We start from the raw sequence: 23,816 nt of genomic DNA, 5'->3' as shown, positions 1-23,816 counted from the left end.
CAAATGCCCAGCCATGACGAACTCGCGCTTCAAACTGACAAAATTTATAAGATTTTAATCAACTATAAGGGGCGCATGCGCTTGGCAATCCACTTTTGGAAGCGGCGGATCGTCTTCCCGTGCTCATGTGTCCGGCTTGCCACCGGCGTTATGCCGGCAGGCGGATCGTTGCCTTGAGGCCGCCGTGCGGGCTCTGGCCGAGCTCGATGTCGCCGCCGTGGCTTCGGGCGACGTCGCGGGCGATGGCAAGACCCAGGCCGGTGCCGGGGACGTCCTGGTTGCGGGCCGCATCGAGCCGGTAGAAGGGGCGGAACACCGCCTCCATCTCGTTCTCGGGGATGCCGGGGCCGTCGTCCTCGATGGAGATCGACAGCCACCCCTCGCGTCGCTCGCCGCTCACCCACACCGCCGTTCGGCCGTAGCGGACGGCGTTGCCGACGAGGTTGGCGATCAGGCGGCGGAAAGCGGTGGGGCGCAGCGTCAGAAGGCCGTCGCCGCTGAAGGCGAAGTGGACCTCTCGCCCGGCCGGTTCGGCCATCTGGCGCAGGCAGTCGGAAATCGTCTCCTCGACGTCGAGCGGCTGCGGCGTTTCGTCGGCGTCGCCCTTGGCGAAATCGACGTAGGCTGCCAGCATCGCTTCCATCTCGGCGACGTCGGAGCGGAGGTCGGCGGTTTCCTCGCCCTCGGGCAGCAAAGCGAGGCCGAGGCGGAAGCGGGTGAGGATTGTCTTGAGGTCGTGCCCGACGCCGGCCAGCATGGTGGTGCGCTGCTCGATCTGGCGTTCGATGCGCCGGCGCATGCCGATGAAGGCGTGGGCGGCCTGCCGCACTTCTCTGGCGCCGGTCGGCGCGAAGCCTTCCACCGGACGGCCGCGCCCGAAGGCCTCGGCGGCGGCGGCCAGTCGCTCGATCGGCTTGATCTGGTTGCGCAGGAAGATCAGCGACACCAGCACCAGGAACAACGCGGTGCTGACCATCCACACCAGGAAGAAGTGCCAGTTGGCCGCATAGGCGAGGCTGCGCGGGAACTCCACGCGCAATACGCCGGCATGCACGATCATCCGCACCTCGATGCGGTTGTCGTCGGACAGGTCCCGGATCGAGAAGGGGGTGGCCATGGGGCGCCTCTGGAGAGCCTCGGCCAGCATGGTGTGGACGATGTCGGCCGAGGCCCGGCGCGTCCGGCCGATCTCGCTGGGCGGGAGAACCTCGGCCGTCAGTCCCATGGCTTTCCCGGTCGTGGCGACGGTGTCGATCCTGACCTCATCGGGGATGGCGGTATTGTCGGCGATGTTGGCAAGGCCGAGGATGGAGGAGGCCACGGCGTCCGACAGGCGCTGGGTGACCAGCATCCAGTGACGGTCCATGAACACGCCGGTCAGCACGGCGAGCAGGATCAGCATGGGCACGACGACGATCAGCAGCGACCGGCCGAGCAAGCCCTTGGGCAACGCCCTGTTGATGGCGTGGCCGACGCCGGTCCAGGCCCGCCGCAGCACCGTGGGGCTGTTGCGGGAGATGAAGTTGCGGACGTGGCGGATGGCGTCGTCCAGCCGGTCTAGGCCGGCGGCGACGCGACCACGGGGCTCGGCCGGTTCTGGCGTTTGCGACATCTCGCTCACTCGAAGCGCAGGCGGTAGCCGACGCCGCGCACGGTCTGCAGGAACACGGGGTTGCCGGGGTCGATCTCGATCTTGCGACGCAGGCGATTGATCTGCACGTCGATGGTCCGTTCGCCCACTTCTCCGGCCTCGCCGCTCAGCGCTTCGCGCGACAGCGTGCCGTCGGGGCTGGCGGCGAACTGGCCGAGCAGCTGGCGCTCGCGGTCGGTGAGACGCACCGGCTTCTCGCCGTCGCAGAGTTCCTCGCGCTTGGCGTTGAAGACGAACCGGCCGAAGCGGATCTCCTCGCGCGTCAAGGGCGCCTCGGGCAACGGCCGGCGTTTCAGGATGTTGTTGAGACGCAACAGGAGCTCGCGCGGCTCGAAGGGTTTGGTGAGATAGTCGTCGGCACCGGCTTCGAGGCCGCGAATGCGGTCGACGCCATCGGATTTCGCGGTGAGCAGCAGGATCGGGACGTCCTGCTCGGCCCTCAGCGACTGGGTGAGGCTGAGCCCATCCTCGCCCGGCATCATCACGTCGACCACCAGGATGTCGAACTCGATGGCCGAGATCTTGCGCCGCGCCTCGGCGGCGTCGGCGGCGGCGGTGACGCGATAACCCTGGCTGCCGAGATACTTGGCGAGCAACTGACGGATGCGGCTGTCGTCATCGACGACGAGAACGTGGCTGGCGCCATCGGCGGGGGCGATGGAGACCATCGGTTAGCCTTCCTGTCCGGCGGGCGCGCCGGGGGCGCGGGCATCGATCATGTTGCTCAGGAAGTCGCGGATGATGGGGCGGGCCTCCTGCGGCAGCGTGGCAAGCGCCCTGACAATGCGGGCGTGCTGGCGGGCGGAGAGGTCGTTGGCCAGCCGCTCGCCCTTGTCGGAGGCATAGAGCAGACGCTCGCGCCGGTCGACGGGGCCGGGGCGCTGCTCGATGTAGCCGTCGTCGACGAGCTGCTTCAGTACGCGGCCAAGGCTCTGTTTGGTGATCTGCAGGATCTCCAGGAGGTCGGAGACGCGCAGGCCGGGGTTGCGCATCACGAAATAGACCACGCGGTGATGGGCGCGGCCATAGCCGATCGATTCCAGGATGTGGTCGGCCTCGCCGACGAAGTCGCGATAGGCAAAGAACAAAAGCTCGATCAGCTCGAGGTCGAGATTCCCGCCGCCGCTGTCGCCTGGGCATTCCGCTTCGGGCTTTTCGGACGGACGAATGGCGTCGGAGGGAAAATTTATGGCAGCCATGTTGACATACTTCGATTCATTTGTTACTAGAATACCCGTCACGACGAAACGATCGTTCGCACGATGCGGTCGCAAGGGACATCCGGCACACAAGGGATCCACTGATCCGCGAGCATAGCCGCTTGTCGACGCCGAGGCAAAACGTGTCCCGTGCAAGAGGTCGCCCGCCTGTCGGGCAAAAGACAAAAGAAAAGGTCTGGGAGTTCAAGATGGCCAGTGTCCCCTTTGACAGCCGCGACGGTGTGATCTGGTACGACGGCAAGTTCGTCGACTGGAAGGACGCCAAGGTGCACATTCTGACCCACGCGCTTCACTATGGCAGCGCCGTCTTCGAGGGCGAGCGCGCCTATGGCGGCGAGGTCTACAAGCTCCGGGAGCACAGCCAGCGCCTGATCGAGTCGGCCGAGATCCTCGGCTTCAAGCTGCCGTACTCCCTTGAGGAGATCGAGGCGGCGACCAATGAGGCGCTTGCCCGTTCGGGTCTCGTCGACGCCTACGTCCGGCCGATCGCCTGGCGCGGCTCGGAAGCCATGGGCGTCGCCGCTCCCAACAATACAATCCACATGGCGATCGCCGTCTGGGAGTGGCCGAGCTACTTCAGCCCGGCCGAGAAGCTGAAGGGCATTCGCCTGACCTGGGCGCCTTATCGCCGTCCGGACCCGATGACCATCCCGTGCAAGTCGAAGGCGGCCGGTCTCTACATGATCTGCACCATCTCCAAGCACGCGGCGGAGGCCGAGGGCTATACCGACGCGCTGATGCTCGACTATCGCGGCTATGTGGCGGAATCGACTGGCGCCAACATCGTCTTCGTCCGCGACGGCGAACTCTACACGCCGGATCCGGACTGCTTCCTCGACAGCATCACCCGCCAGTCGGTGGAGGCGATCGCCGCCCGCCACGGCATCAAGGTCAACCGCAGGCACATCCTGCCGGAAGAGCTGTCGACCTTCACCGAGGCCTTCCTGGTCGGCACGGCCGCCGAGGTGACGCCGATCTCCGAGATCGGCGAGTATCGCTTCAAGCCGGGCAAGATCAGCGAACTGCTGATGCACGCCTATCTCGACGAAGTGCAGCCCAAGAAGGCCGCCGCCGAGTAATCGAGCCGCTTCGGACGACAACGACCCCGCTGCGCCTATGCGCGGCGGGGTTTTTCATGCGCGGTCAGCGATACCAGGTCGGCCCGGTCACGAACCGCTGGATGGTGAAGATGGCGAGCCCCAGCGCAATGGTGGCCGCCAGCCAGAAGGGCGCGCCCATGCCCTGGAAATAGAACAGAAACGGCAGGACGACGGCCAGCGGGATCAGAAGGCCGAGAACAAACAGGAACCCGAAGCCCCGGGATCTCCGGTTGAAATAGAGGTAGCCCTTCTCGGCGCCGCAGGCAGGGCAGACGGCGTCTTTCTTGGAGATGGGGCTCAGGCAGTATGGGCAATGCGCCATGTCATGATCTACCTTAAGTCTAGAGCATGTTTTCACGCAACTCCGGACGCAAAGCTGGTTCCCGCTTTTGCTGGAGTTGCTAGAGAGATACAATAAATAATACTGGGTCGACTTATCTGTACTCGCGATCGCATGACCGATCCCGGTCATGCCCGAGCCGGTCAATGCCGTCTCTCCGATAGGCTGTCTCCGAACTGGCCCGCGGCCCCCGAGACGGAGCGATAAAAACTCCCCGAGCCCGATCGGCTTGCGGGCGACGCTGGCCTTAAACTGCTCCTCGATGACTTTCGCTTCCTGCTCGCCGAGACATATGGAGCCAGCTAGCCGAACCCGATGAACAAGAGAGGACATATGGCCTGGATGTCTCGATCTACCGGGGCAAGCTTTCTGGGCAGTACGCCTCCGCGCCTATCCTTTATTTTCGGGTGCACGACGTCATCAGTATAGTTTCATGAAATAAAGACGATGCAAGCGAATTCTGGATATTGAGCTCACTCGATCGGGTAATGCGCCTGGGCGTCACATTCCGATGGCTCGATTGGCCCTGTATTGCGCCGCCAAGTGGGTGCTCTTTCATGCCGCATGGAGAGGTTTGGCCGATCTGGGGCTAAACTTGACGGTCGAAGTCTGGAATTGCTGAAGGGCATGCTTGGCGACGCCGCCGGGCGCTGGAGTTCGCCATTGGAACGGGCTGGGCGCCCTGCCGTCGCATGAGCGGGGCGACGAACGGCGGGCGAGCTTGCGGCGACCGCTCACCGCTACATCTGGCCGTCGAAGATGGACCCGATGGCGGGGCTGGCCGGCTTTGGGCTGGAAGGGCGGTTGGCGGACTGGCGGGAACGTCGTTCCCCGCCCAGTCCGGCTCGCATGTTTCCGTCTACCGGCTTGCCGCGGTGTGACGTCACGGACGGTCAGGTCCTGGCAGCCGCCCGCCGCTTGAGAACGTCGACGCAGGCGGCCGACAGCTCGCTCATGTGGTCGGCGAAGCACTGGCGCAGTCCGCCGTTACCGGGCGAAACGTCGCCGCACAGGCGTTGGTAGTCGGCGGAGCAAGCCTTGCGCATGTCCGAGCGCGAGGGCGCGTCGCCGGCCGAGGCCACCACCGTGGAGGCGAGCAGGCAGGCAAGGGCCAGGGAAAAGGTGCTAGAATGCATTCCTGCCTCCCTCACCAGCACCGACGGCCGGCGGCGACCACAGTCCGCCGGGGGCCGTCGTAGACCACGCCGCCAACCCTGCAGCGGGGCTCGCGGACCACCGGCACGACCACCGGCGCGACGGGGTAGGGCGCCACGACGACGGGAGGCGGAGCATAATAGTAGGGTGGGGGAGCGATCACGACGGGCGCTGGCGCCACGCGGACGGGCGGGGTGACGATCACCATGCCGCCGGCCGAGGCGGGCAGGATGCCCGAAAGCAGGGCGGGTGCAACGAGGGCGGCGAGGGGCGGACGGAAAGAGAATGGCATGGTCAGCATCTCCGGGGTGGTCAGGCTTGACCTTGCTGCTACGCCGGGACGACCGTTTTCCCTCGTCGCTCGTTGTCTTCCGTTCTGTGGGGGCGGTTCAGCGCTTGCGAAACCGCTCCACCATCTTCTGGCGCTGGGCCTGGGGCAGGGCAGCGATCATCTCCACGAAGGTGTCGACATAGACGTCGCCCATCCGGCTGCGATAGGTGCGGGCCTCGGCGATGGCGGCCTTGACGGCGTCGGTGTCGACGACGTCGGCCTCGATCAGTCCGGCCGCCCGCTCGAGCGCGCTTCGATAACCGGCCCGCTCCGCTTCCAGCTCCGGGCGGTTCGCTTCCAGTCGCTCGCTCAAGAACTGGTCTGCCCCGCCTGGCAGGCGTGAGCTCAGCGCTTCCAGCATCTGCGGCGGTATCGGATCGGACAGGAGCGCCAGCGGCCGGATGCGGTAGAGCGTGTAGCCATAGCCGACGAGGGCGGCATTGAGCGCCACCGACAGCAGGAGGGAGACGGCGAGAATGATGCGCAGGCGCATGGCTCAACCTCCTAGCCCGGGGAGGGCGAGGTCCCCGGCCTCGATCAGGAAGGAAATCGGATCGAGCGTCGGCGGGGCCAGGGGACCATAGAGCGCCAGCACCATGCCGAAGGCGGCGGAGGCGGCGAGCCCGCCCGCACCGGCCGCCACCCAGGCGAGGAGGCGGCCGGGGGAGAGACGCGGCCGGGCCGTGACCCGGTCGAGCGTGCCGGCGATCGCCCGTCCGACCCGGTCGGGCGTCGGGGCGTCGACGTCGGCGGCCGCGAGGTCGGCTTCGAGATCCGCGAGGTCTGCGAGCAGGGCGACGGCCCATGGTTCGGCGGTCAACGACATCGCTTTGGCGCGCAATCCGGCGGGCCAGCGGGCGAGATCGGCACCATAGATCATCGCCGTTGCGCGGAATTCTTCCTTGCCCATCATGGAGTTCTTCCCTTCGTGCTTGCCGAGATCCAGGCCCTTAGCGCTGTTCGCCCCCGTCCGAGCAGCGACTCGAAGCTCTTCTCGCTGACATTCATCGCCGCCGCACCCTCGCGACCGGAGAGGCCTTCGAGGTGAAACAGCGTCAGCGCCGCCCGCTGGCGCTCGGGCAGGGCGGCAAGGCCCGAGCCGAGCAGCGCGACGCGCTGGCGGCGGGCGAGCGCTTCCTCTCCGTCCGGCGCCGTGTCCGCCACCTCAAGGGCGTCCTCGAGCGGCGCATGTCCCGGCCGCCGCGTCCGGTCGAGCGCCAGGTTCACGACGATGCGGTAGAGCCAGGTGGTGAACTGGGCCTTGTCCTCATCGAACCGCGACGCATGCTTCCATACCCTGACGAAGGCCTCCTGCGCCACGTCGTCGGCAGCCGCCGCGTCGCGCAGCACCCGCTCTGCAAGCCGGATGGCGCGCGCCATGTGGCGATCCATCAGAAGGCGCAGCGCCCGCTGATCGCCAGCCGATATCTTCTTGAGGAGGCTTTCGTCGCTGTCGGCGTGCATGGTGCCCGGTGTTGCTCGTTCCGGTGCTGCTACGGGGCGGATGACGATTCCCCTCGCCGAAAACGAGGGAAAGGCAGCGTCCGTTCGTAGCAGGGGGACACACGGCTCAAGGTTTCCAATGATAACAGCCCCCAGACCCGAGAGCACGGCCCGCTCGCTCGTCAGACACATCCGCCCCGTTCCCCTCGTCCTGCTGCTGCTCGCGGCGGCGGTCGTGGTCGCCTATGCCTCCTCCCGCGCCATGCCGTTGAAGCTCTGCGGCGCCATGGTGATCGAGGGCGAGTTCCGCGAAACCGTCGGCGGCGTCGGCACGCTGACGGCGGAAGGGCGGGCCACGCTCGCCGCGCCGGTGCAGGCGGTTCTGATGTCCGTCGAGGTAACGGCGGGCGCCACGGTCCGGCGCGGCGTCACCCTGGCCAGTTTCGACGCACGGGCTGCCGAGGCCGACCTGCGGGCCGCCCAGGCCAGGGCCGACGCGGCGTCGCGGTCGCTGGAGAGCGCCGAGGTCGCCCTTGCCAAGGCACGCGCCACGGCGGAAGAGGCCGCCACCCGTCTTCGGCGGATCGAAGCGCTGGCGCGCTCGGGCCATGCCACCGAGGCCGACCGCGACAGCGCGGCGACGACGGCCGAAACCGCCAGCCTCGACGTCAAGGTGGCCGAGGCCGCCCAGGCAACGGCTACTGCCGATCGGGCGGCGGCGCGCGCCAGTGCCGACGAACTTGCGGCGCGGCTCGCCGACTACACGCTGAAGGCACCCTTTTCGGGCATCGTCACCAACGTGCCGGCCTCTGCCCATGCCTTGATGTCGCCGGGAAGCCCCGTTGTCGAGATGGTCGATCCCGCGACGCTCTCCGCCGACATTCGCCTCGACGAAGCGTCCATGGCGAAGGTGGCGGCCGGGGCGCCGGTCAGCCTTCGCATTGCCGCCACCGGGCAGACGGTGAGCGGATGGGTCGCGGCAGTCGACCGTTCGCTGGATCCGGAGACGCGGGAGGGCCGGGTGAGGGTGCGGCTCGACGCGCCGCCGGCCGGTTGGGCGATCGGTCAGCGGGTGACGGCGTCGATCACCGTCGGAACCGTGCCGGATGCCGTCGTGGCGCCACTGGTGGCGTTGGGCTGGGAGGGACGAGCGCCCTATGTGCTGGCCGCCGAAGCGGGGCGGGCGCGGCGCCTTTCCGTCGACGTGCTCTCCTATGGCGAAGACAGCGTCCGCCTCGACGGCGTCGCGCCGGGAACGCATGTGCTGCCGCCCGGCAGCGTCTGGCCGGGGCGGCGGGTGGAGATCGTCCCGTGAACCTTGCCATCCGCGATATCGGCCGTTCGGCGGTGCGTTTCCTCCTGACTGCTTTCGGCATCGGTCTTCTCACCTCGGGCAGTCTGGTCATGCAGGGCATCTATCGCGGCATCGTCACCGACGCGACCAAGCTGGTGCGGACGGTGGATGCCGACATCTGGGTGGTTGAGGCGGCTACGACCGGTCCCTTCGCCGAAACGTCGCGCGTTCCCCGCTCGCTGGTCGACCGGGTCGCCGCCGTGCCGGGTGTTCGGGCGGCCCGTGCCTTCGCTCTCGCCTCGGAAACGGTGACCGCCGACGGTCGGCGGCAGACCGCTTCGCTTCTGTCGCTCGATCTGACGGATGATGGCGGCTGGCTGCCGCTCATGTCTGGCCGGCTGCTGCGATCGGCCGGCGAGATCGTCGTTGACGCTTCTCTGGGCGTTGCCATCGGCGGCGCCGTCACGGTCGGTGGCGAGACGCTGACCGTCGTCGGGCTGATGGAGGGTATGGTCGAACCGAGCGGCGACCCCATGGTCGCGGTCGCTGCCGCCGACTTCCGGCGCGTCCAGGGCTACCGACCGCCGGAGGCGGTGGAGCTGGCCCGCGCCAGTAGCGATGTGACGCCCGGAGACGGGGCGGCGCTGTCGGCCGTTACCGCGTCTCTCCAGCCGGGGCGGTCGTCGTTCGCGGTGCTCGACCGTATCAGGACGTGGCCGGACGTGGCGGCGCTGACGCGAGACGACCAGCTGGGGTTGGTGATCAACGGCCGGCTGGAGCGGCTTCGCAAGCAGATCCTGCTGTTCACCGGCTTGCTGTCGGTCATCACTGCCGCCGTCGTCACCGTCACCATCTATGCGATGACGGTGGAGAAGCAGCACACCATTGCGCTGCTGAAGCTGATGGGCGCCCGCGACAGAGTCGTTCTCCGACTGATCCTCGACCAGACCGGCCTGCTCGCGGTTTCCGGCATCGCGCTCGGCTTCTGGATCGAGGCGACCGTGGCGCCGCTCTTCCCGCGCCGGATCGTAGTGGATAGCGGCGCGGCCCTGCAGGTGTCGGCTATCGTCGTCGTCACCTGTCTGATCGGCTCGATCGCCGGCATCTGGCGGGCCTCGCGCATCGACGCCCGCGAGGCGCTGTCGTGACCGCCGTGCTGGACATCGACCGCGTCAGCCGCGTCTTCCACAATGGCGGCGAGCGCATTGCCGTGCTCGACGGGGCGTCGCTCGCCGTCGATGCCGGGGAGATGGTGGCGCTGAAGGGACCGAGCGGCTCGGGCAAGAGCACGCTGCTGCTGATCGCCGGGGCGCTCGACCGGCCGGACGATGGCGCCGTCACCGTGGCCGGCACGCGCATCTTTCCCGACCGGCACGCCGAGCCGGCGCTCAGGGCATTGCGCCGCCGGGCCATCGGCTTCGTGTTCCAGAAGGCCAATCTCGTTCCCTTCCTCACCGCCGCCGAGAATGTCGAGCTGGCCCGCTTCATCGACGCCGCGCCGCGTGGCGAGGCGAAGGCACGGGCGCGCGATCTGCTGGCGACACTGGGCCTTGGCGAACGGTTCGACAGCCTGCCGTCGCGCCTGTCGGGGGGCGAGCAGCAGCGGGTGGCGGTGGCGCGGGCGCTTGCCAACCAGCCGGCGCTGATCCTCGCCGACGAACCGACGGCGGCGCTCGACGGCGCGCGCGGCCGGCAGGTGCTCGAACTCCTGAAGGGAGCGACGAAAAGCGGCGTTGGCGTGCTGGTGGTGACCCACGACGACCGGGCGCTGGACCTGTTCGACCGGGTGGTGTCGATCGCCGACGGCAAGATCGTCGCGGGCACCGAGCGATACGGCGGCTGACCGGTCTTGCATCGCGGGAGCGCCTGACCCAAACAGAGCAGAAGGCGGCCTGTGAGGTCGCTCCGCTGAAGCTGTTCGGAGGAGGGGATATGCAGGCGCTTGAAGGGGGACGCACCGGGCAGATTTGGCGCGACGGCGACAGCGTGACACGACCGGCTGGCCCGTGGACGCCGACGGTGCATCGCTTCCTCGCCCACATCCGGGCGGCCGGCTTTGACGGGGCGCCTCGTCCCATCGCCATCACCGAGGCGGGGCAGGAGGTGGTGAGCTTCGTCGAGGGGCGCGTCTCCGAGGACCTTGGCGATCCGATCACCGGCTCCGAGACAATGCTGCGGTCGGCGGGCGAGCTTCTCGCGAGGTTTCATGCGGCCTCGCGCGGCTTTCTGGAAAGCGACCGCCAGCCGCAGGTCTGGATGCTGGAGCCGAGAGCGCCGCGCGACATCGTCTGCCACGGCGATTTCGCGCCCTACAATGTCGCTGGCGAGAACGGCGTCGCCGTCGGTCTCATCGACTTCGACACCATCCATCCGGCGCCGGCCCTCTGGGACCTCGCCTATGCGGTCTATCGCTGGGCGCCGCTGTTCTCGCCCGGCCACCAGGGCGGGGTGTTCGATCAGGAGGCGCAGCTGTCGCGGGCGCGGATCTTCTGCGACGCCTATGGCGCGACGGCGGAGGAAAGGCGGCGTCTGCCGGGCATGATCGCCGAGCGTCTGCGGACGCTGGTCGCCTTCATGCGCGGACGGGCCGAAGCCGGCGACGAGACCTTCGTCGAGGATGTGGAAGCCGGTGAAGCCGCGCTCTACCTCGCCGACATCGACCATGTAGAGCGGCTAGGAGAGCGGCTCACCCAAGCCTTTCTCGGCTGAGGGCGGAATTCTACTTATAGAAAATCTGAAGGCGACTTTCAGAAGTTGCGATTAGGTCAGGGCGGCTGTCGGGCCTATATTGAGGGCGTCAAAGAGAAAAGAGAAAGAGGCCGGAAACCTCCGGTCAGGAAAGAAGGAAAACCCAAATGTTCGCCACCCTCAAGCGTGCTGCCAAGGCCCTCCGCGTTCCCAGCCAGGCCGAGCTCGACCTCGCCTACCTGAACGAAGCCGGCGACCGCTACGACCTCGAAGCCCGCGAGCGCAATCTCAGCCGCCGCGCGCCGAACCGGGGCCTGGGTCTCTGAGGCCAGGACGGCAACAAGCCGACACTGCGATACGACGTCGAGCGCTCGATACCTGACCGGTTCGGGCGCTTTGTCGTATTTGTCTCTTGCTCCGGCCCATGAAAAAGCCGCGCCGTCCCTGGGGGCGACGCGGCCTGTCATTGTCGGCTCGGTCGGATCAGATCGAACGGGCGACCTCGTAGGCGTCCCAGATCGCATACATGATGTTGGACACCTGGCGGGCGTCGCCGAAGCTGTAGACCTCGGGAACGAGGTTGCGGACCTTGTCGTAGAGGCTGCGCTCGGAGCGGTAGCCGATGGCGACGATGGCGCTGTCGGCAGCGACGGTGGTCTCCTTGTCGCCGCTCTTCACCTTGAAGCCGCCCTCGACCGGCTCGGCCACGTAGCTCGACGTCATGATGTCGATCTTCTTGTAGATCAGGAGATCGTGCAGCATGTCGTGGTTGGCGTGGCAGAGCGGGCCGGCCAGCGCCAGGATCTTCGGCGCCAGCTCGACGATGGTCACCTTCTTGCCCTGGTCGTGCAGCCACAGCGCCGTCTCGCAGCCGACGAGGCCGGCGCCGATGACGATGGTGCTGTCGCCGGCCGGCTTGACGCCGTTGAGCACGTCCTCGGCGGTGTAGACGTTGTCGGCATCGCCGATGTTGAGCCGCTTGGGCTGCGAGCCGGTGGCGACGATCAGTACGTCGGGCTTGGCAAGGCGCACCGTCTCCTCGGTCACTTCCTTGTTGAAGATCACGGGGACCTTGAGTTCGCGCAGCTCGCGCTCGTACCAGCGGATCAGGTCGTGATCGTCTTCCTTGAAGTCGGGCACGCCGCCGGGGATGACGACGCCACCGAGACGGTCGGACTTCTCGTAGAGGGTGACGACATGGCCGCGCAGCATGGCGACGCGGGCCGCCTCCATGCCGGCGATGCCGCCGCCGACGATCATCACCGACTTCTTCTCGAGCGCGGCCGTCAGGCCGTATTCCGCTTCTCGGCCGCAGGCCGGATTCACGGCGCAGGAGATCTGCGAGTATTTGGCAAGGCGGCCCATGCAGCCTTCCTGGCAGGAAAGGCAGGGGCGGATGCGATCGATCTTCTCGGCGCGCACCTTGTTGGGCAGTTGCGGGTCGGCGAGCAGCGGGCGGGCGAGGCCGACGAAGTCGGTCTTGCCGGAGACGATGGAGTCCGCGGCGAGGTCCGGGTTGTCCATGCGGCCGGCGGTGATCACCGGCACCTTCAGCACCTCTTTCAGGATCTTGTTGTAGGGCAGGTAAAGGCCCTTTTCCTGGTACATGGGCGGGTGGCTCCAGTACCAGCTGTCATAGGAGCCGACGTCGCCGTTGAAGGCGTCGTATCCGGCCGCTTCCAAGAGCTTGGCCGCCTCGATGCCCTCGGGAATGTCGCGGCCCATCTCGACGAACTCTTCGCCCGGCAGGCCGCCGCTCTTCCAGTCCTTGATGAAGCTCTTGATCGAGTAGCGCAGGGAGACCGGATAGTCCTTGCCGCAGCGTTCCTTGATCGCCTGAACGATCTCGACGGCGAAGCGCAGGCGGTTCTCCAGGCTGCCGCCGTATTCGTCCGTGCGCTGGTTGAACATGGAGATGGCGAACTGGTCGAGGAGGTAGCCCTCGTGGACCGCGTGGATCTCGATGCCGTCGAAGCCGGCGCGCTGGGCGACTTCGGCGCTGTCGGCGAACTTGCGGACGTAGGTCTTGATTTCCTCGATGGTCAGTTCGCGGCAGGTCACGCCGTCGATCCAGCGATGCGGGATCGGCGACGGGGCGACGGCGGTGCGACCGACGATCGACGGCATCGATACGCGGCCGAAGCCGGCGGAGAGCTGCAGGAAGATGCGGGCGTCATAGGCGTGCACCCGCTCGGTCATGATCTTGCCGGTCTTGACGAAGTTGAGCGGGTTCAGCGTCGGGCAGGGCATCGAGGGCAGGGCACACTTCTCGATGTCGTTTTCGACCATGGTGACGCCGGTCATCAGCAAGCCGGCGCCGCCCTTGGCGCGTTCGACGTAATACTCGACGCCGCGATAGTTGTAGGTGCCGTCGGCATCGCACAATCCGCCCGGACCCATCGGCTCCATGACGTAGCGGTTCTTGATTTCGAGGCTGCCGATCTTCATCGGCTCGAACAGGATCTCGTGGTTCTCTTTCATGGGACTGTTCGCGGCTCGCGTCCGCGCCTTCGGTTGCTGGCTCATGCCGCTGCCCGGCCGGGCAGGTTGGCGTCACCCTAGAACCGGCGTTGCCATCCCTACAAAGACTTGATAGGCCTGCGCTCCATACTCAGGAGATATATACGCAATGGAGCTGAGGCACCTTCGCTACTTCGTAGCCGTGGCCGACGAGGGCAGCGTCAGCGCCGCCGCCCGGACGCGGCTGCACACGGCCCAGCCATCGCTCAGCCGCCAACTCAAGGATCTTGAACGGGAATTGGGCGTCGAGCTGTTCGACCGGCGGGTACGGGGCGTGGTCCTGACGCGGCCCGGGCGGTTGTTTCTCGGTCATGTACGGCAGGTTTTGAAGCAGCTCGACGACGCCGTCGACGTCGTTCGCAATGCGCCGATGATGATCCGCGTCGGTATTATTCCGGGGCTCGAAACCTTCGTTCTTCCCCAGTTTCGGCGACTGGCGCGGGAGATCGCCGGCGAGGTCGACATCGAGGTGACGAGCGCTCCGTCGACCGCACTCATTCAGGATCTGAAGGACGGCAACCTCGACCTTGCCTTCGCCCGCCCGTCGGTCGCCGACGTCGATCTGCATTTCGAGCCGATCGATCACCACCGCATCAGCGTCTTTCTTCAGACCGGTCATCCTCTGGCGCAGCGGGAGGCGCTGACCTTTTCCGATCTGGTCGGCCACACCTACATCGCCGTCAATCAGCGCGTCGCACCGTTCCTGCGCGGAGAGATCGACATTTGGGGCCAGTTGCGCGGCCTTGCGCTGTCCCCGACCCATGTTGCAGGCGACATCGCCTCGACCTTCTCGCTGATCATGGCCACAGACGGCTTCTCTCTGATGCCCGATTATGCCGAGCGGCTGATGCCGGCGACCCTGTCGATGCGGCCTCTGGTCGACGGCCCGGAACCCTTGATGCTGGCCATCGCCTACCGGCCGCTGCTGGCCTCGCCGGTGCAGTCGCTGGTCGCCACCGTGGCGAACGCCTGGCCGCGCGATCGAAGCCGGTGAGACGGTGACCATAGAGAATTTGAAAGTAGCTTTCAGAACTTGCGATTAGGCCGCGACGGCTGGCGGGCCTATATTGAGGGCGTCAAAGAGAGAAGAGAAAAGAGGCCGGAAACCTCCGGTCTAGGAAAGGAAAAATCGAAATGTTCGCCACCCTCAAGCGCGCTGCCAAGGCCCTCCACCTTCCCACCCAGATCGAGCGCGACATGGCCTACCTCAACGAGGCCGGCGACCGGTATGACCTGGAGGCCCGCGAGCGGAACCTCAACAACCGCGCCCGCCGCGGTTTCGGCCTCTGAGGACAGGACGGCAGCAAGCCGGCAAGCCCCGATATGACGTCGAGCGCTCGATACCTGACGGTACGGGCGCTTTGTCGTATCCGCTCCTATCTCATCTCACCGCAGCCCCAAATGAAAAACGGCTCCCCTCGCGGGAAGCCGTTTTTGCTGTGTCTCTGGCCGATGGTCAGTTCGCGAAGACCACGGTGCTCTTGAACTGCGGGTTGTTGTCACGGGCGGCCGGGTCGAAGGTCGTCACGACGCTGTAGCCCTGCGAACCATGGGTGCCGACGACGGCGCCGGACTTCAGGCTCTGCTCGGCGGCAGCGTAACGGGCGGCATCGGCCTTGGCAGCGGCGGCGTTGGCCGAGTTGCCGATGACGACGGCGCGCTCGAACTGCGGATCGTTGTCACGGGCGGCCGGGTTGAAGCTGGTGACGACGCCGTAGCCTTCCGAACCGTGGGTGCCGATGACGGCGCCGGACTTCAGGCTCTGCTCGGCGGCGGCATAACGGGCGGCGTCGGCCTTGGCAGCGGCGGCGTTGACGCCATCGGTGTGGACGACGGAGACGAACTGCGGGTCGTTGTCACGGGCGGCCGGGTCGAACTGGACGAGCGAGGCGGCGCTGGCGATCGAGGGAACGAGGACGGCAGCGAGGGCGAGGGAAGCGATCAGGGAGGTCTTCATTTTCAAAACTCCAAATTCTCAAAAGGACATATGCGTCCAAGTCGTTTCATGGTCTGGCAGCGGGGGAGGTCACTGGAGGTCTGTGCTCGCTGCCGATGACCGAGATTTAGGGCGCCTTCGATCACACGGAAACGGGCGGTCGATGACAGTTGCGGGGCGCCGATTTGATAATGGATCGCAAAAGCGTGTAGGCGCGCGTGAACGCCGCCTCCGGACGGGATCCGCCGCCACGGAAAGGGCATCGCGCCGCCTGACGTCATGTTGTGCGTGATCGAAGGGGAGTTCCGCGGACCGGTCTCGCCGGTCCCTCTCATACCCGTTCCGCTTGATCTGGCCTCATCGGGCTCAAGCGGGTTTCGCCTAGAAGGTCGAAACCTGACGGAAGCGGTATCACTGCGCGGGAGGCGATTGGGCCGGAGCCGGTTCCGTGGGTTTGGTCGCGGCGAGCTCGGCGTCGATGCCCGAGATCAGGGCGACGATGTTGGTCATGTTGCGCCCGAGGTCGTAATAGCCGATCTGGCTGCGCGAATAGACGTAGAGGAACGAACCACCGCCACGGGCCGGCGCTACCATAACCGACAGCGTCGAGGGCATGCGCAGCAGCGGAGAGTAGACGATCACGCGGAAGCGGGTGTTGACCGGATTGGCGCCCACGGCGCGTACCTTGCCAGGCAGGCGCCTGACCGCTTTTTCCGCCACCGCGAACAGGGCGGCCGGCGGAAGGTTGTAGCGACGCGTCTCGATGTCGGGGATGCCCTTCTTGCAGTCGTCGGCCGGGCAGGCGAGCGTGTCGTTGAGCTTGCCGGTGCGCGAGGGCACCGAAAAATCATAGGGTCCGAGATCGGCCGCACCGAACACCGCGTCCCAGCTGGCTTCCCGGCCGTAGGTGTAGAAGGCAAGCACCAGGAGCAGGAATGCGCCGAAAAGAGCTGCGAGCACCAAACCGAGGAAACGCAAAGGGGACATTGGATACCGGGTTCACGAGTGCGAGCGATCCCAGCTTTTAACCCGATTGAACAGTGCGCGCCAGAGGTCGGCCGAAACCGCGAGCCAACCGGCGAGAACGGCCATGACGACGATCATGGCAAGGCTGTTCGACCGGTCGGGCGCCGGCGTCGGCGTGATGGCGTAGCTCATGTCGCGCGGCAGCGCCTTGACGAAGGGGACGGGGTTGCCGACCGGATGGATGGCGCCGGTCTTCGCGTCCAGCGTGGCGACGGCGGGCACGGTCTCGGCTGCCCGTACCGGACTGAGGCTGGCGAACAGCAGCGTCACCGCCAGGATGAGGGAGGCGGCGACGGCCACAACGATGGAGGCGCCCGCTCCAACGGAAAGCTCATGGTGTCCGATGTTCGCATTGAACGGGGTGTCGTCGATCCTGTCGGTCATCTCTGTCGTCCTTGCCGCTTTGTCGCTTCGCCACCAGCCGGGCCTTCGGTCGGTGTCTTCCGATGGGCAATAGATGCCTTGCGAATGGGTCGCGCCGATGCCGGGATTGAGGTGGGTGACGGGAGATGTCGTGGCAATTTCGTGGCGGGGTTAACACTTGAACGGTGGAGCATTGGTGGAGAAGGTTGGCGGATTACGAATCCGGCTTTCTTTCAATGGCTTGCATGGTGAATACTCCGCCCTCTGGTTAATGACTCGTAAATGGGAAACGCCGCTTTTTAGGCTTGCTCGCGGGGGCTTGGGACGCTGACGCCGCCTGTTCGAGAGCGTCGGGGACCGGGGGAGAGATTGCATTCTGCGACAGGATAGTTGTATCATGCAACTATATTGCCGGAGGCCTCATGAACGTCGATCCAGCCGTCATCGAAGATATCCGCGCCCTGTCGCGCGCCCTGGTCCGCGACTGGGGATTCATGGGCGGCGCGTTCGCGGGCACCGACCTGTCGCCGTCGGCCGTTCATGCGCTGATCGAGATCGAGACGGGCGGCCTCACCGCGCGCGAGCTTGGCGGCCGCTTGCGCCTGGAGAAGTCCAGCGTCAGCCGCATGCTGTGCAAGCTGGTCGCCTCGGGTGACGTGAGTGAGGCGCCAGATGCGGCCGACGGTCGGGTCAAGGTCCTGTCATTGACTGCCGAAGGGCGCGGGCGGGTGGCGGCCATCCATGCCTTTGCCCGCCGGCAGGTCGCCGGGGCCCTGGAGCGTCTCGGGGCAGGCGAGGATCGCATCGTCCTCGACGGGCTACGGCTCTACAGCAAGGCGCTGGAAGGGCGGAGCGATGCCAGCGGTAATGCGTCCGCGATCGAGATCGTCGCTGGCTATCATCCGGGGCTCGTCGCTCGCGTCACCGACATGCACATGCGCTACTACGCCCGGGAGCACGGGCTGGGGCGGCCATTCGAGGCGCTGGTGGCGGGCGGGCTCGCCGACTTCTGCCCCCGTCTGGACAATCCGCGCAACGGGGTCTGGACGGCGCGGCGGGACGGAACGATCGTCGGCTCGGTGGCGGTCGACGGCGAGGACATGGGCGAGGACGTCGCTCATCTGCGCTGGTTCATCGTCGCCGACGGCCTGCGCGGCGGCGGGGCGGGAAAGCGGCTGCTGGACGCGGCGCTGGCCTTTGTCGACGGGCACGGCTTTGCCGAGACGCACCTGACGACCTTCGCCGGCCTCGATGCCGCCCGCCATCTCTACGAGTCGCGCGGTTTCGTGCTCGCCGAGGAGGCGGTGGGTGTGCAATGGGGAAAGACGCTGCTCGAACAGCGCTTCGTCAGGCGCCGGGCGTAAAGGGACCGGAGCCGAAGATCCGATCCCCATGCTGCCTCCGCGTTTCCCCAAGCTCCTTGGCGATGACGGTCTTGATCAGCGTCGCCGGATCGCGACGATGGCCGGCAGCGCGCCGCCGATCGCGCCGATCGCCAGGCCGAGAAGGGCGGCCGTCATCATCACGTCGCCGGTGACGGCGAGCTGGAACATCATGCGCGTGTTGTTGGCGCCGACGGTGCTCGCCTGCCAACCGTTGAAGAGGGCCCAGGACGCGGCGACGCCGATGGCCGCTCCGGCCAGCGACAGCAGCACCGCCTCGATCCAGGTCGAGGCGAAGGCGGCCAGGCGGCCGAACCCAAGCGTCCGGACGATGGCTATCTCGGCGGTGCGGTCGGCGACCGAGCTCATCATCGTGTTGAGCGCTCCGGCGCCGGCGCCCACCGCCATCAACAGCGCAAGCGGCCAGCCGAACAGGCGGATGAGGTCGGCGGTGCGCCCGGACTGACCGGCATAGAGATCGGCTTCCGACGTGATGACAAGTGGCGTCTCCGTGATGTCGGACAGAGCGTCTCTCAGTGTTGCGATGGCGGCCGGGCTGTCGAGCCTCACCCGCAGCGTCTGTACCTCTCCCTGCCGGTCGAAGCCGGCGCGGACGGCGTCGAGGTCGGCCCAGAGCTCGGATTCGAAGGCGCTGCCGCCAGCGGAGAAGTGTCCGCTCACTGTCCAATCCACCGCGCCAAGACGGATCTTGTCGCCGACGCCGAAGGCGGGAAAGTCGCGCGCCAGACGGTCGCCGACGAGGAGTTCGCGGCTGCCCTTTGCAAACGGCCGACCGGCCGAAAGCGTGACCCCGTCGCGCAGCGAGAGTCCGGCGAGGTCCATGCCACGCAAGGCCATGGTCTGGCCGAGGCTTTCTCCCGGCTGGCGAACGTCGACCGGCACCACGAGTTCCCGCGAGGCGATCAGCTCGCTGGCCGCATCGCGACGGACGCCGAGGTCGCTTCGCCTCGCCAGGATGGAACGGACGACATTCGGTGGCAGGTCGGAGCCGACTTCCTGATACGTGCCGCCGCCGAGAATGACGGTCACGGTGGGGGAGCCCGCGCCCCTCAGTGCCTGCTCGAAGCCCTTGGCCATGGACAGGAAGCCGGCGAGCACCATGACGACGAGCGCGATGGACAGGCTCATCGACAGGGAAATGGCTTGGCGCCGTGGCAGACTGAGCAGGTTGGCGCGGGTCATGACGAGTGTTTGGCGGATGGCGGAGGCCATGGGTTCACCTCGTTCTGAAGGCTGCGGTGACGGGGATGCGCATGGCGTTGGCCGCCGGCAGCGCGCCTGTGGCAAGACCAAGGCCCAGGATCAGGGCAAGCGCCTTGGCGAGCACGACGGCGGAGAGGATCAGGCCGAGCGCCGGACCGGCGATCCCTGCGCCGAGCTTTGCCAGCGCCAGACCGAGGACGCCGCCGGCAAGGAAGATCAGCAGCGTTTCGCCGAGAACGAGCGAGAGGATGCGCCAGCGCGAGAAGCCGAGCGTCTTCAACAAGCCAATCTCGAAGGTGCGCTCGCGGATGGCGAAGACCATGGTGTTGACGACGATCAGCAACAGCGTCGTGAAACTGGCGCCGACCACCAGATCGATGATCAGGCCGACATCGGCATACTGGCGGAGAAAGGCTTCAAGAAACTGCTTTTCCGACTGCGTACGCGTCGGCGAGGCGGAGTTGGCGAAGGCAGCGTCGATGCGGGCGGCCAGCGCTCCGGTCGAGACGCCGTCGCCGGGGCGCAGGATGAAGGCGTCCACCGTGTCCTTGTCCCGCGCCCTCGCGGCGTTGAGGTAATCGTAGCGGCCGATCATGAAGTAGGTATCGGTGCTGGCGTTTTCGCCCTCGAAGATGCCTGCGATCTCGAAACGCCAGTTTCGGTCGCCGTCCTGTCGGGCAGTCTGGAAGGCGGTGAGGGCGACCTGCTGGCCCACGGTCCAGCCTTGCGCGTCGGCCAACGCCCGGCCGACCAGGATGCGATCGCGCGCCGCGCCGAGCGCGCCGACGAGATCGGCCGACAGGCCAAGCTCCCGGCCGTTGATGGCGAGAAGGGCGTCCGGGTCGGTGGCGGTCAGGTTGACCACGTTCTTCTCGGTGCCGACGAAGCCGCGCAGGCGCGCCGTGTAGGTGACCGCCGCGACGCCGGGCGTGCTCGTGATGCGGGGCAGCAGCGCCAGCGGCAGCGGGTGGCTTCGGCCGGCGCTGCTCATGACGCCGAGGATGTCGTCGCTGCTTCCGGCCGAGCCTTGCGCGCCGGCAAGAAAGCTCGCCGTCAGTCCGTAGATCAGGAAAGCCACACTGACGCAGACCGTCAGCAGCAGGGTTCGAAGCGGCTTGCGCCAGATGTTTTTCCAGGTGAAGCGAAAGAAGGTCATCAGGCGGCGCTCCGTTCCTCGGCGAACTCACCCTTGTCGAGATGCAGGACGCGATTGGCGTGGCGGGCGGCCTGCGGGTCGTGCGTCACCATGACGATGGTCTTGCAGAGCTCCCGGTTGAGGAAGCCGAGCATGGCGAGGATGTCGTCGGCCGACTTGCGATCGAGGTCGCCGGTGGGCTCGTCGCAGAGCAGCAGGCCGGGGTCGGCGACGATGGCGCGGGCGATGCCGACCCGCTGCTGCTGGCCGCCGGACATCCTGGTCGGGTACTGCTTTTCGCGCCCCGCCAGCCCGACGAGGTCGAGCACCTTTTCCGTCCGCAGGCGGCGCTCTTTGCCAGATAGCGGCTTGAGCAGCAGTGGCAGCTCGACGTTTTCCGCCGCGGTCAGCATCGGCAGCAGGTTATAGAACTGGAAGACCATGCCCATGTTGTGGGCGCGCCATGCGGTTCGCGACGCTTCCCCCATCCGGTCCAGCCGGTTGCCGCCGATCATCAGCTGTCCGGCATCGGGGCTTTCGATGCCGGCGAGCATGTTGAGCAGGGTCGACTTGCCGGATCCGGACGGGCCCATGATGGCGACGAACGCACCGCCGGCTATGGCGAGATCGAGATCGGCGAAGATCGACACCGTCTCGGTGCCGATCCGGTAGCCCTTCCGGATGCCCTTCAGGTCGATGTAGGGGGCAGGGTCGTGTCTGTCGGTCATCGGTCGTTTGCTCCTCGTTGCGGGTCGGTGGTGGCGAGGCGGATGCGCGCGGCCATGCCGGGGCGCATGTCCTTGGGCGGCGCCTTGGGCCGGAGGCGCAAGCCGACCGTGCCCTTTTCGGTGGAGACGGTTGGAAAGACGCGCGTGACCTCGACGGCGAAGGGGCGGTCGGGAAAGCCGTCGAGCACCGCTTCGCCCTGGAGGCCGGGGCGAAGGAGCGCCATGCTCGCTTCGGCGACGTCGGCCTCGATCACCATGCTGTCGGTGTCGACGATGGTCGCAAGGCTCAACCTCTCCAGCGTGCTGTCGGTGCGGGCCAGCACGGTGTTGCCGATGTGGGCGGCGAGCCGGGTGACGACGCCGGCAATGGGCGCCCGCACCGTCAGGGCGTCGATCCGCTCCCGGGCGATGGCGACGGCGAGCGTCGCCTTGTCGACATCCCGCTCGGCTCGCGCCACGTCGTTGTCGGCCCGCGCCGAGGTGGTTCGGGCGTCCTCGACATCCTGGCGGGAGAGGACGCTGGCCAGCGCTTCCTTCCGCGCCAGCGTGGCGCGCGCCTGATCGGCGGTGATGCGCCTTGCCTCGAGCGCCAGCCGGGCCGACGCCTGATCGATCTTGGCCTCATCGAGGGAAAACCGGGCGCCGGCGTCTTCGAGGACCACCAGCGGCTGGCCGGCCGCGACGCGGTCGCCGATCTCGACGGCCACCTGGGTGATCCGTCCTTCGTATTTGGCGAAGACGGTCGTGGAGCGTGGGGCGATCAGGTAGCCGGAACCGGTCACCTCGCGGATGGGCGCGGACAAGGCGCTGGTCGTCTCCACCTTGTCGGCCGGGTCGGCTTGCGTTGCCGGAGCCTGTTGCTGCGCCCCGGCGCGGGCAAGCGCGTCGCTGTCGCGGCCCCAATGGGACGAGGCCTGCGGCCAGAGGAGAAGGGCGAGGCTGGCGACGACGACGAGGGCCCCGCCAGCCATCAGGACAGGTCGCAACTGGTGGCGGGCGGGCGCTGCGGGCGTCTCAAGGGAGAGCGACCTCAGCGTTTCCGCGAGTTTGCGGTCGTGTTCGGTGAGCGTGTTCATGCCGCCAGCATGAACGGCCGGACCGCGTTTTCGACCTAGAACGCCTTTCAGGACGGACTGAAACGCGTTTTAGTCCCTCGCGCCGATCGGTGGGAAAGCTGGTCTCTGGGGATCAGGCCGACTTTGCCGTCTTGGCCCGCCAGGCCTGCGGCGTCGTGTCGGTGACGCGGCGGAACTCCCGGTTGAAGTTGGACTTCGTCAGGAAGCCCACGTCGAGCATGATCGCCGTCACCGGCTTGTCGGTGTCGCTCAGCAGGGCGCAGGCCTCGGCGATCCGGTAGTCGTTGACATACTGCGACACGTTCTTGCCCGTCGCCCGGTTGATCGCATTGGAAATCTGGCGAACCGGAATGCCGGCCTTGCGCGCCAGCCGGTCGAGGTTGAGGTCGGGGTCGCGGTAGACGCGCTTGTCCTCCATCAGCTCCCTGATGCGGGCGATGGTCTCGGTGTCCGGTTCGGCCGGTGGCGGCGTCGGGGTTGGCTCGGCGGTATCGGTCGGGGTTCGGCTGCGGCTCGCCGCCGCTCCGGCGATGGCGATGATGATCAGCGCCACGACGTTGCCGACGCTGACCAGTTGCGGCGTATGCCGCCCGCCGCCTACCGCCAGATCGACGATGACGATGATGTCGATGGTCGACGACAGCAGCAGGGCCGCCGCTGCGAAGACGATGGCGCGATAGGCGGGAACAGCGCCTTCGAAGGGGGCGATGCGCAGGGCGTCGGTTCCCGGCCGCATCAGAAGCAGGATGGTGGTGGCATAGCCGATGAAGATCAGGATCAGCGCCCCGTCGATGGCGTCCCTCCGGACGACCAGCAGGGCCGCGATCGCCACGGCGGGCAGGGCGTGAAGGCCGATGCGTTGCCAGGGGCGAAAGCGGCTGCGGCGGACCAGTTGCGCCACGCCACAGTAGGCCAGCGGCGGAACGCAGGCGGCGATGATCGGGGTGCCGTACATCACCTCCTGCACGCCATAGCCCCAACGCAGGCCGAGCAGCGTCGATTGCACGGCGCTCGCCAGGACGAGGATCAGAAAAGGCAGGTTGGCAGGTTCGCCGTCGTTGCGTCGCACCACGGTGACCAGCAGGACCACGAGCAGAATGGCGACGACGAATGGGAGCGGGATGAAGACCATGCCTGCGTCAAAGACCAGAGAGAAATCTTGCGGCGGACGGCGACCGTAACAGAGATCGTCGTCGGGTGCGAC

General features: G+C 66.9%; 27 protein-coding genes. 9 read left to right on the top strand and 18 right to left on the bottom strand.

Translation table 11 applies throughout. The annotated features are described in order from the left end of the window. Positions 1 to 148 precede the first annotated feature (148 nt). From M4J40_RS08515 to M4J40_RS08505, 3 genes are read right to left on the bottom strand one after another with little or no spacing between them, the layout of a single operon-like run. A complete protein-coding gene (locus M4J40_RS08515; protein WP_251753668.1) occupies positions 149 to 1,612 on the bottom strand; it encodes an ATP-binding protein in 1,464 nt (487 codons plus the stop codon). A 5-nt stretch (positions 1,613 to 1,617) separates the two neighbouring features. Further along, the gene (locus tag M4J40_RS08510; protein WP_251753667.1) at positions 1,618 to 2,319 is read right to left on the bottom strand and encodes a response regulator; all 702 of its coding nucleotides are present in this window, start codon (positions 2,317 to 2,319) and stop codon (positions 1,618 to 1,620) included. 3 nt (positions 2,320 to 2,322) lie between these two features. Further along, the gene (locus tag M4J40_RS08505) at positions 2,323 to 2,850 is read right to left on the bottom strand and encodes a MarR family winged helix-turn-helix transcriptional regulator (RefSeq protein ID WP_251753666.1); all 528 of its coding nucleotides are present in this window, start codon (positions 2,848 to 2,850) and stop codon (positions 2,323 to 2,325) included. A gap of 209 nt (positions 2,851 to 3,059) precedes the next feature. Between M4J40_RS08505 and M4J40_RS08500 the strand changes: the two genes are divergently transcribed. Further along, a complete protein-coding gene (locus M4J40_RS08500; protein ID WP_251753665.1) occupies positions 3,060 to 3,950 on the top strand; it encodes a branched-chain amino acid aminotransferase in 891 nt (296 codons plus the stop codon). A 64-nt stretch (positions 3,951 to 4,014) separates the two neighbouring features. Here M4J40_RS08500 and M4J40_RS08495 read toward each other — a convergent pair whose 3' ends face one another. The 6 genes from M4J40_RS08495 to M4J40_RS08470 form a co-directional block, all read right to left on the bottom strand. Continuing rightward, positions 4,015 to 4,293 carry a zinc ribbon domain-containing protein gene (locus M4J40_RS08495; RefSeq protein WP_251753664.1) on the bottom strand — a complete coding sequence of 93 codons (279 nt, stop codon included), beginning with the start codon at positions 4,291 to 4,293 and terminating at the stop codon, positions 4,015 to 4,017. A 911-nt stretch (positions 4,294 to 5,204) separates the two neighbouring features. Further along, positions 5,205 to 5,447 carry a hypothetical protein gene (locus tag M4J40_RS08490; RefSeq protein WP_251753663.1) on the bottom strand — a complete coding sequence of 81 codons (243 nt, stop codon included), beginning with the start codon at positions 5,445 to 5,447 and terminating at the stop codon, positions 5,205 to 5,207. An 11-nt stretch (positions 5,448 to 5,458) separates the two neighbouring features. Then, the gene (locus M4J40_RS08485; protein ID WP_251753661.1) at positions 5,459 to 5,758 is read right to left on the bottom strand and encodes a hypothetical protein; all 300 of its coding nucleotides are present in this window, start codon (positions 5,756 to 5,758) and stop codon (positions 5,459 to 5,461) included. A 97-nt stretch (positions 5,759 to 5,855) separates the two neighbouring features. Next, complete coding sequence (locus M4J40_RS08480; protein WP_251753659.1) at positions 5,856 to 6,290, bottom strand: periplasmic heavy metal sensor; 435 nt, start codon at positions 6,288 to 6,290, stop codon at positions 5,856 to 5,858. Between the two features lie 3 nt (positions 6,291 to 6,293). After that, a complete protein-coding gene (locus tag M4J40_RS08475; protein ID WP_251753657.1) occupies positions 6,294 to 6,710 on the bottom strand; it encodes a hypothetical protein in 417 nt (138 codons plus the stop codon). Next, the gene (locus M4J40_RS08470; protein WP_257235150.1) at positions 6,707 to 7,432 is read right to left on the bottom strand and encodes an RNA polymerase sigma factor; all 726 of its coding nucleotides are present in this window, start codon (positions 7,430 to 7,432) and stop codon (positions 6,707 to 6,709) included. The genes M4J40_RS08475 and M4J40_RS08470 overlap by 4 nt, the downstream gene beginning before the upstream one ends. Between M4J40_RS08470 and M4J40_RS08465 the strand changes: the two genes are divergently transcribed. From M4J40_RS08465 to M4J40_RS08445, 5 genes are all read left to right on the top strand, one after another. After that, entirely contained in the window at positions 7,380 to 8,555 is a 1,176-nt protein-coding gene (locus M4J40_RS08465; RefSeq protein ID WP_251753654.1) for an efflux RND transporter periplasmic adaptor subunit, read from the top strand. The genes M4J40_RS08470 and M4J40_RS08465 overlap by 53 nt on opposite strands. After that, positions 8,552 to 9,682 carry an ABC transporter permease gene (locus tag M4J40_RS08460; RefSeq protein ID WP_251753652.1) on the top strand — a complete coding sequence of 377 codons (1,131 nt, stop codon included), beginning with the start codon at positions 8,552 to 8,554 and terminating at the stop codon, positions 9,680 to 9,682. Before M4J40_RS08465 ends, M4J40_RS08460 begins: the two co-directional genes overlap by 4 nt. After that, positions 9,679 to 10,377 carry an ABC transporter ATP-binding protein gene (locus M4J40_RS08455; protein WP_251753650.1) on the top strand — a complete coding sequence of 233 codons (699 nt, stop codon included), beginning with the start codon at positions 9,679 to 9,681 and terminating at the stop codon, positions 10,375 to 10,377. Before M4J40_RS08460 ends, M4J40_RS08455 begins: the two co-directional genes overlap by 4 nt. Before the next feature lie 89 nt (positions 10,378 to 10,466). Beyond that, on the top strand, positions 10,467 to 11,243 hold the full coding sequence (locus M4J40_RS08450; protein ID WP_251753648.1) for a phosphotransferase enzyme family protein: 777 nt from the start codon (positions 10,467 to 10,469) through the stop codon (positions 11,241 to 11,243). 146 nt (positions 11,244 to 11,389) lie between these two features. Then, complete coding sequence (locus M4J40_RS08445) at positions 11,390 to 11,548, top strand: DUF3563 domain-containing protein (RefSeq protein ID WP_251729853.1); 159 nt, start codon at positions 11,390 to 11,392, stop codon at positions 11,546 to 11,548. A gap of 157 nt (positions 11,549 to 11,705) precedes the next feature. Here the strand turns inward: M4J40_RS08445 and M4J40_RS08440 are convergent, their stop codons facing one another. Continuing rightward, positions 11,706 to 13,703: an FAD-dependent oxidoreductase gene (locus M4J40_RS08440; RefSeq protein ID WP_251753647.1), complete on the bottom strand. Its 1,998-nt coding sequence runs from the start codon at positions 13,701 to 13,703 to the stop codon at positions 11,706 to 11,708. A 148-nt stretch (positions 13,704 to 13,851) separates the two neighbouring features. Here M4J40_RS08440 and M4J40_RS08435 point away from each other — a divergent pair, with 148 nt between their 5' ends. After that, positions 13,852 to 14,736 carry a LysR family transcriptional regulator gene (locus M4J40_RS08435; protein WP_251753645.1) on the top strand — a complete coding sequence of 295 codons (885 nt, stop codon included), beginning with the start codon at positions 13,852 to 13,854 and terminating at the stop codon, positions 14,734 to 14,736. Positions 14,737 to 14,876: 140 nt separating this feature from the next. Continuing rightward, the gene (locus M4J40_RS08430) at positions 14,877 to 15,032 is read left to right on the top strand and encodes a DUF3563 domain-containing protein (protein ID WP_251753643.1); all 156 of its coding nucleotides are present in this window, start codon (positions 14,877 to 14,879) and stop codon (positions 15,030 to 15,032) included. Between the two features lie 166 nt (positions 15,033 to 15,198). On the opposite strand, the gene M4J40_RS08425 is transcribed toward M4J40_RS08430, so the two are convergent. The 3 genes from M4J40_RS08425 to M4J40_RS08415 form a co-directional block, all read right to left on the bottom strand. Beyond that, positions 15,199 to 15,699: a hypothetical protein gene (locus M4J40_RS08425; protein WP_251753641.1), complete on the bottom strand. Its 501-nt coding sequence runs from the start codon at positions 15,697 to 15,699 to the stop codon at positions 15,199 to 15,201. Positions 15,700 to 16,089: 390 nt separating this feature from the next. After that, positions 16,090 to 16,665 carry a DUF1499 domain-containing protein gene (locus M4J40_RS08420; RefSeq protein WP_251753639.1) on the bottom strand — a complete coding sequence of 192 codons (576 nt, stop codon included), beginning with the start codon at positions 16,663 to 16,665 and terminating at the stop codon, positions 16,090 to 16,092. Between the two features lie 12 nt (positions 16,666 to 16,677). Further along, positions 16,678 to 17,088 carry a hypothetical protein gene (locus M4J40_RS08415; RefSeq protein ID WP_251753637.1) on the bottom strand — a complete coding sequence of 137 codons (411 nt, stop codon included), beginning with the start codon at positions 17,086 to 17,088 and terminating at the stop codon, positions 16,678 to 16,680. A gap of 401 nt (positions 17,089 to 17,489) precedes the next feature. Here M4J40_RS08415 and M4J40_RS08410 point away from each other — a divergent pair, with 401 nt between their 5' ends. Next, a complete protein-coding gene (locus M4J40_RS08410; RefSeq protein ID WP_251753635.1) occupies positions 17,490 to 18,431 on the top strand; it encodes a helix-turn-helix domain-containing GNAT family N-acetyltransferase in 942 nt (313 codons plus the stop codon). A gap of 75 nt (positions 18,432 to 18,506) precedes the next feature. Here the strand turns inward: M4J40_RS08410 and M4J40_RS08405 are convergent, their stop codons facing one another. The 5 genes from M4J40_RS08405 to M4J40_RS08385 form a co-directional block, all read right to left on the bottom strand. Next, positions 18,507 to 19,682 (bottom strand): ABC transporter permease, encoded by a 1,176-nt coding sequence (locus tag M4J40_RS08405; RefSeq protein WP_251753633.1) that lies wholly within the window; start codon positions 19,680 to 19,682, stop codon positions 18,507 to 18,509. Between the two features lie 4 nt (positions 19,683 to 19,686). Beyond that, positions 19,687 to 20,829 carry an ABC transporter permease gene (locus M4J40_RS08400; RefSeq protein WP_251753631.1) on the bottom strand — a complete coding sequence of 381 codons (1,143 nt, stop codon included), beginning with the start codon at positions 20,827 to 20,829 and terminating at the stop codon, positions 19,687 to 19,689. Further along, the gene (locus M4J40_RS08395) at positions 20,829 to 21,536 is read right to left on the bottom strand and encodes an ABC transporter ATP-binding protein (RefSeq protein ID WP_251753629.1); all 708 of its coding nucleotides are present in this window, start codon (positions 21,534 to 21,536) and stop codon (positions 20,829 to 20,831) included. The genes M4J40_RS08400 and M4J40_RS08395 overlap by 1 nt, the downstream gene beginning before the upstream one ends. Then, the gene (locus M4J40_RS08390; protein WP_251753627.1) at positions 21,533 to 22,612 is read right to left on the bottom strand and encodes an efflux RND transporter periplasmic adaptor subunit; all 1,080 of its coding nucleotides are present in this window, start codon (positions 22,610 to 22,612) and stop codon (positions 21,533 to 21,535) included. The genes M4J40_RS08395 and M4J40_RS08390 overlap by 4 nt, the downstream gene beginning before the upstream one ends. A 112-nt stretch (positions 22,613 to 22,724) precedes the next feature. Next, positions 22,725 to 23,744 (bottom strand): AraC family transcriptional regulator, encoded by a 1,020-nt coding sequence (locus M4J40_RS08385; RefSeq protein ID WP_251753625.1) that lies wholly within the window; start codon positions 23,742 to 23,744, stop codon positions 22,725 to 22,727. Positions 23,745 to 23,816: the final 72 nt, after the last annotated feature.

This window comes from Pleomorphomonas sp. JP5 (genome assembly GCF_023721815.1).
Lineage (GTDB): Bacteria > Pseudomonadota > Alphaproteobacteria > Rhizobiales > Pleomorphomonadaceae > Pleomorphomonas.
Note: the sequence above shows the minus strand (reverse complement) of the source record. Positions and strands in the feature narration are given on the sequence as shown.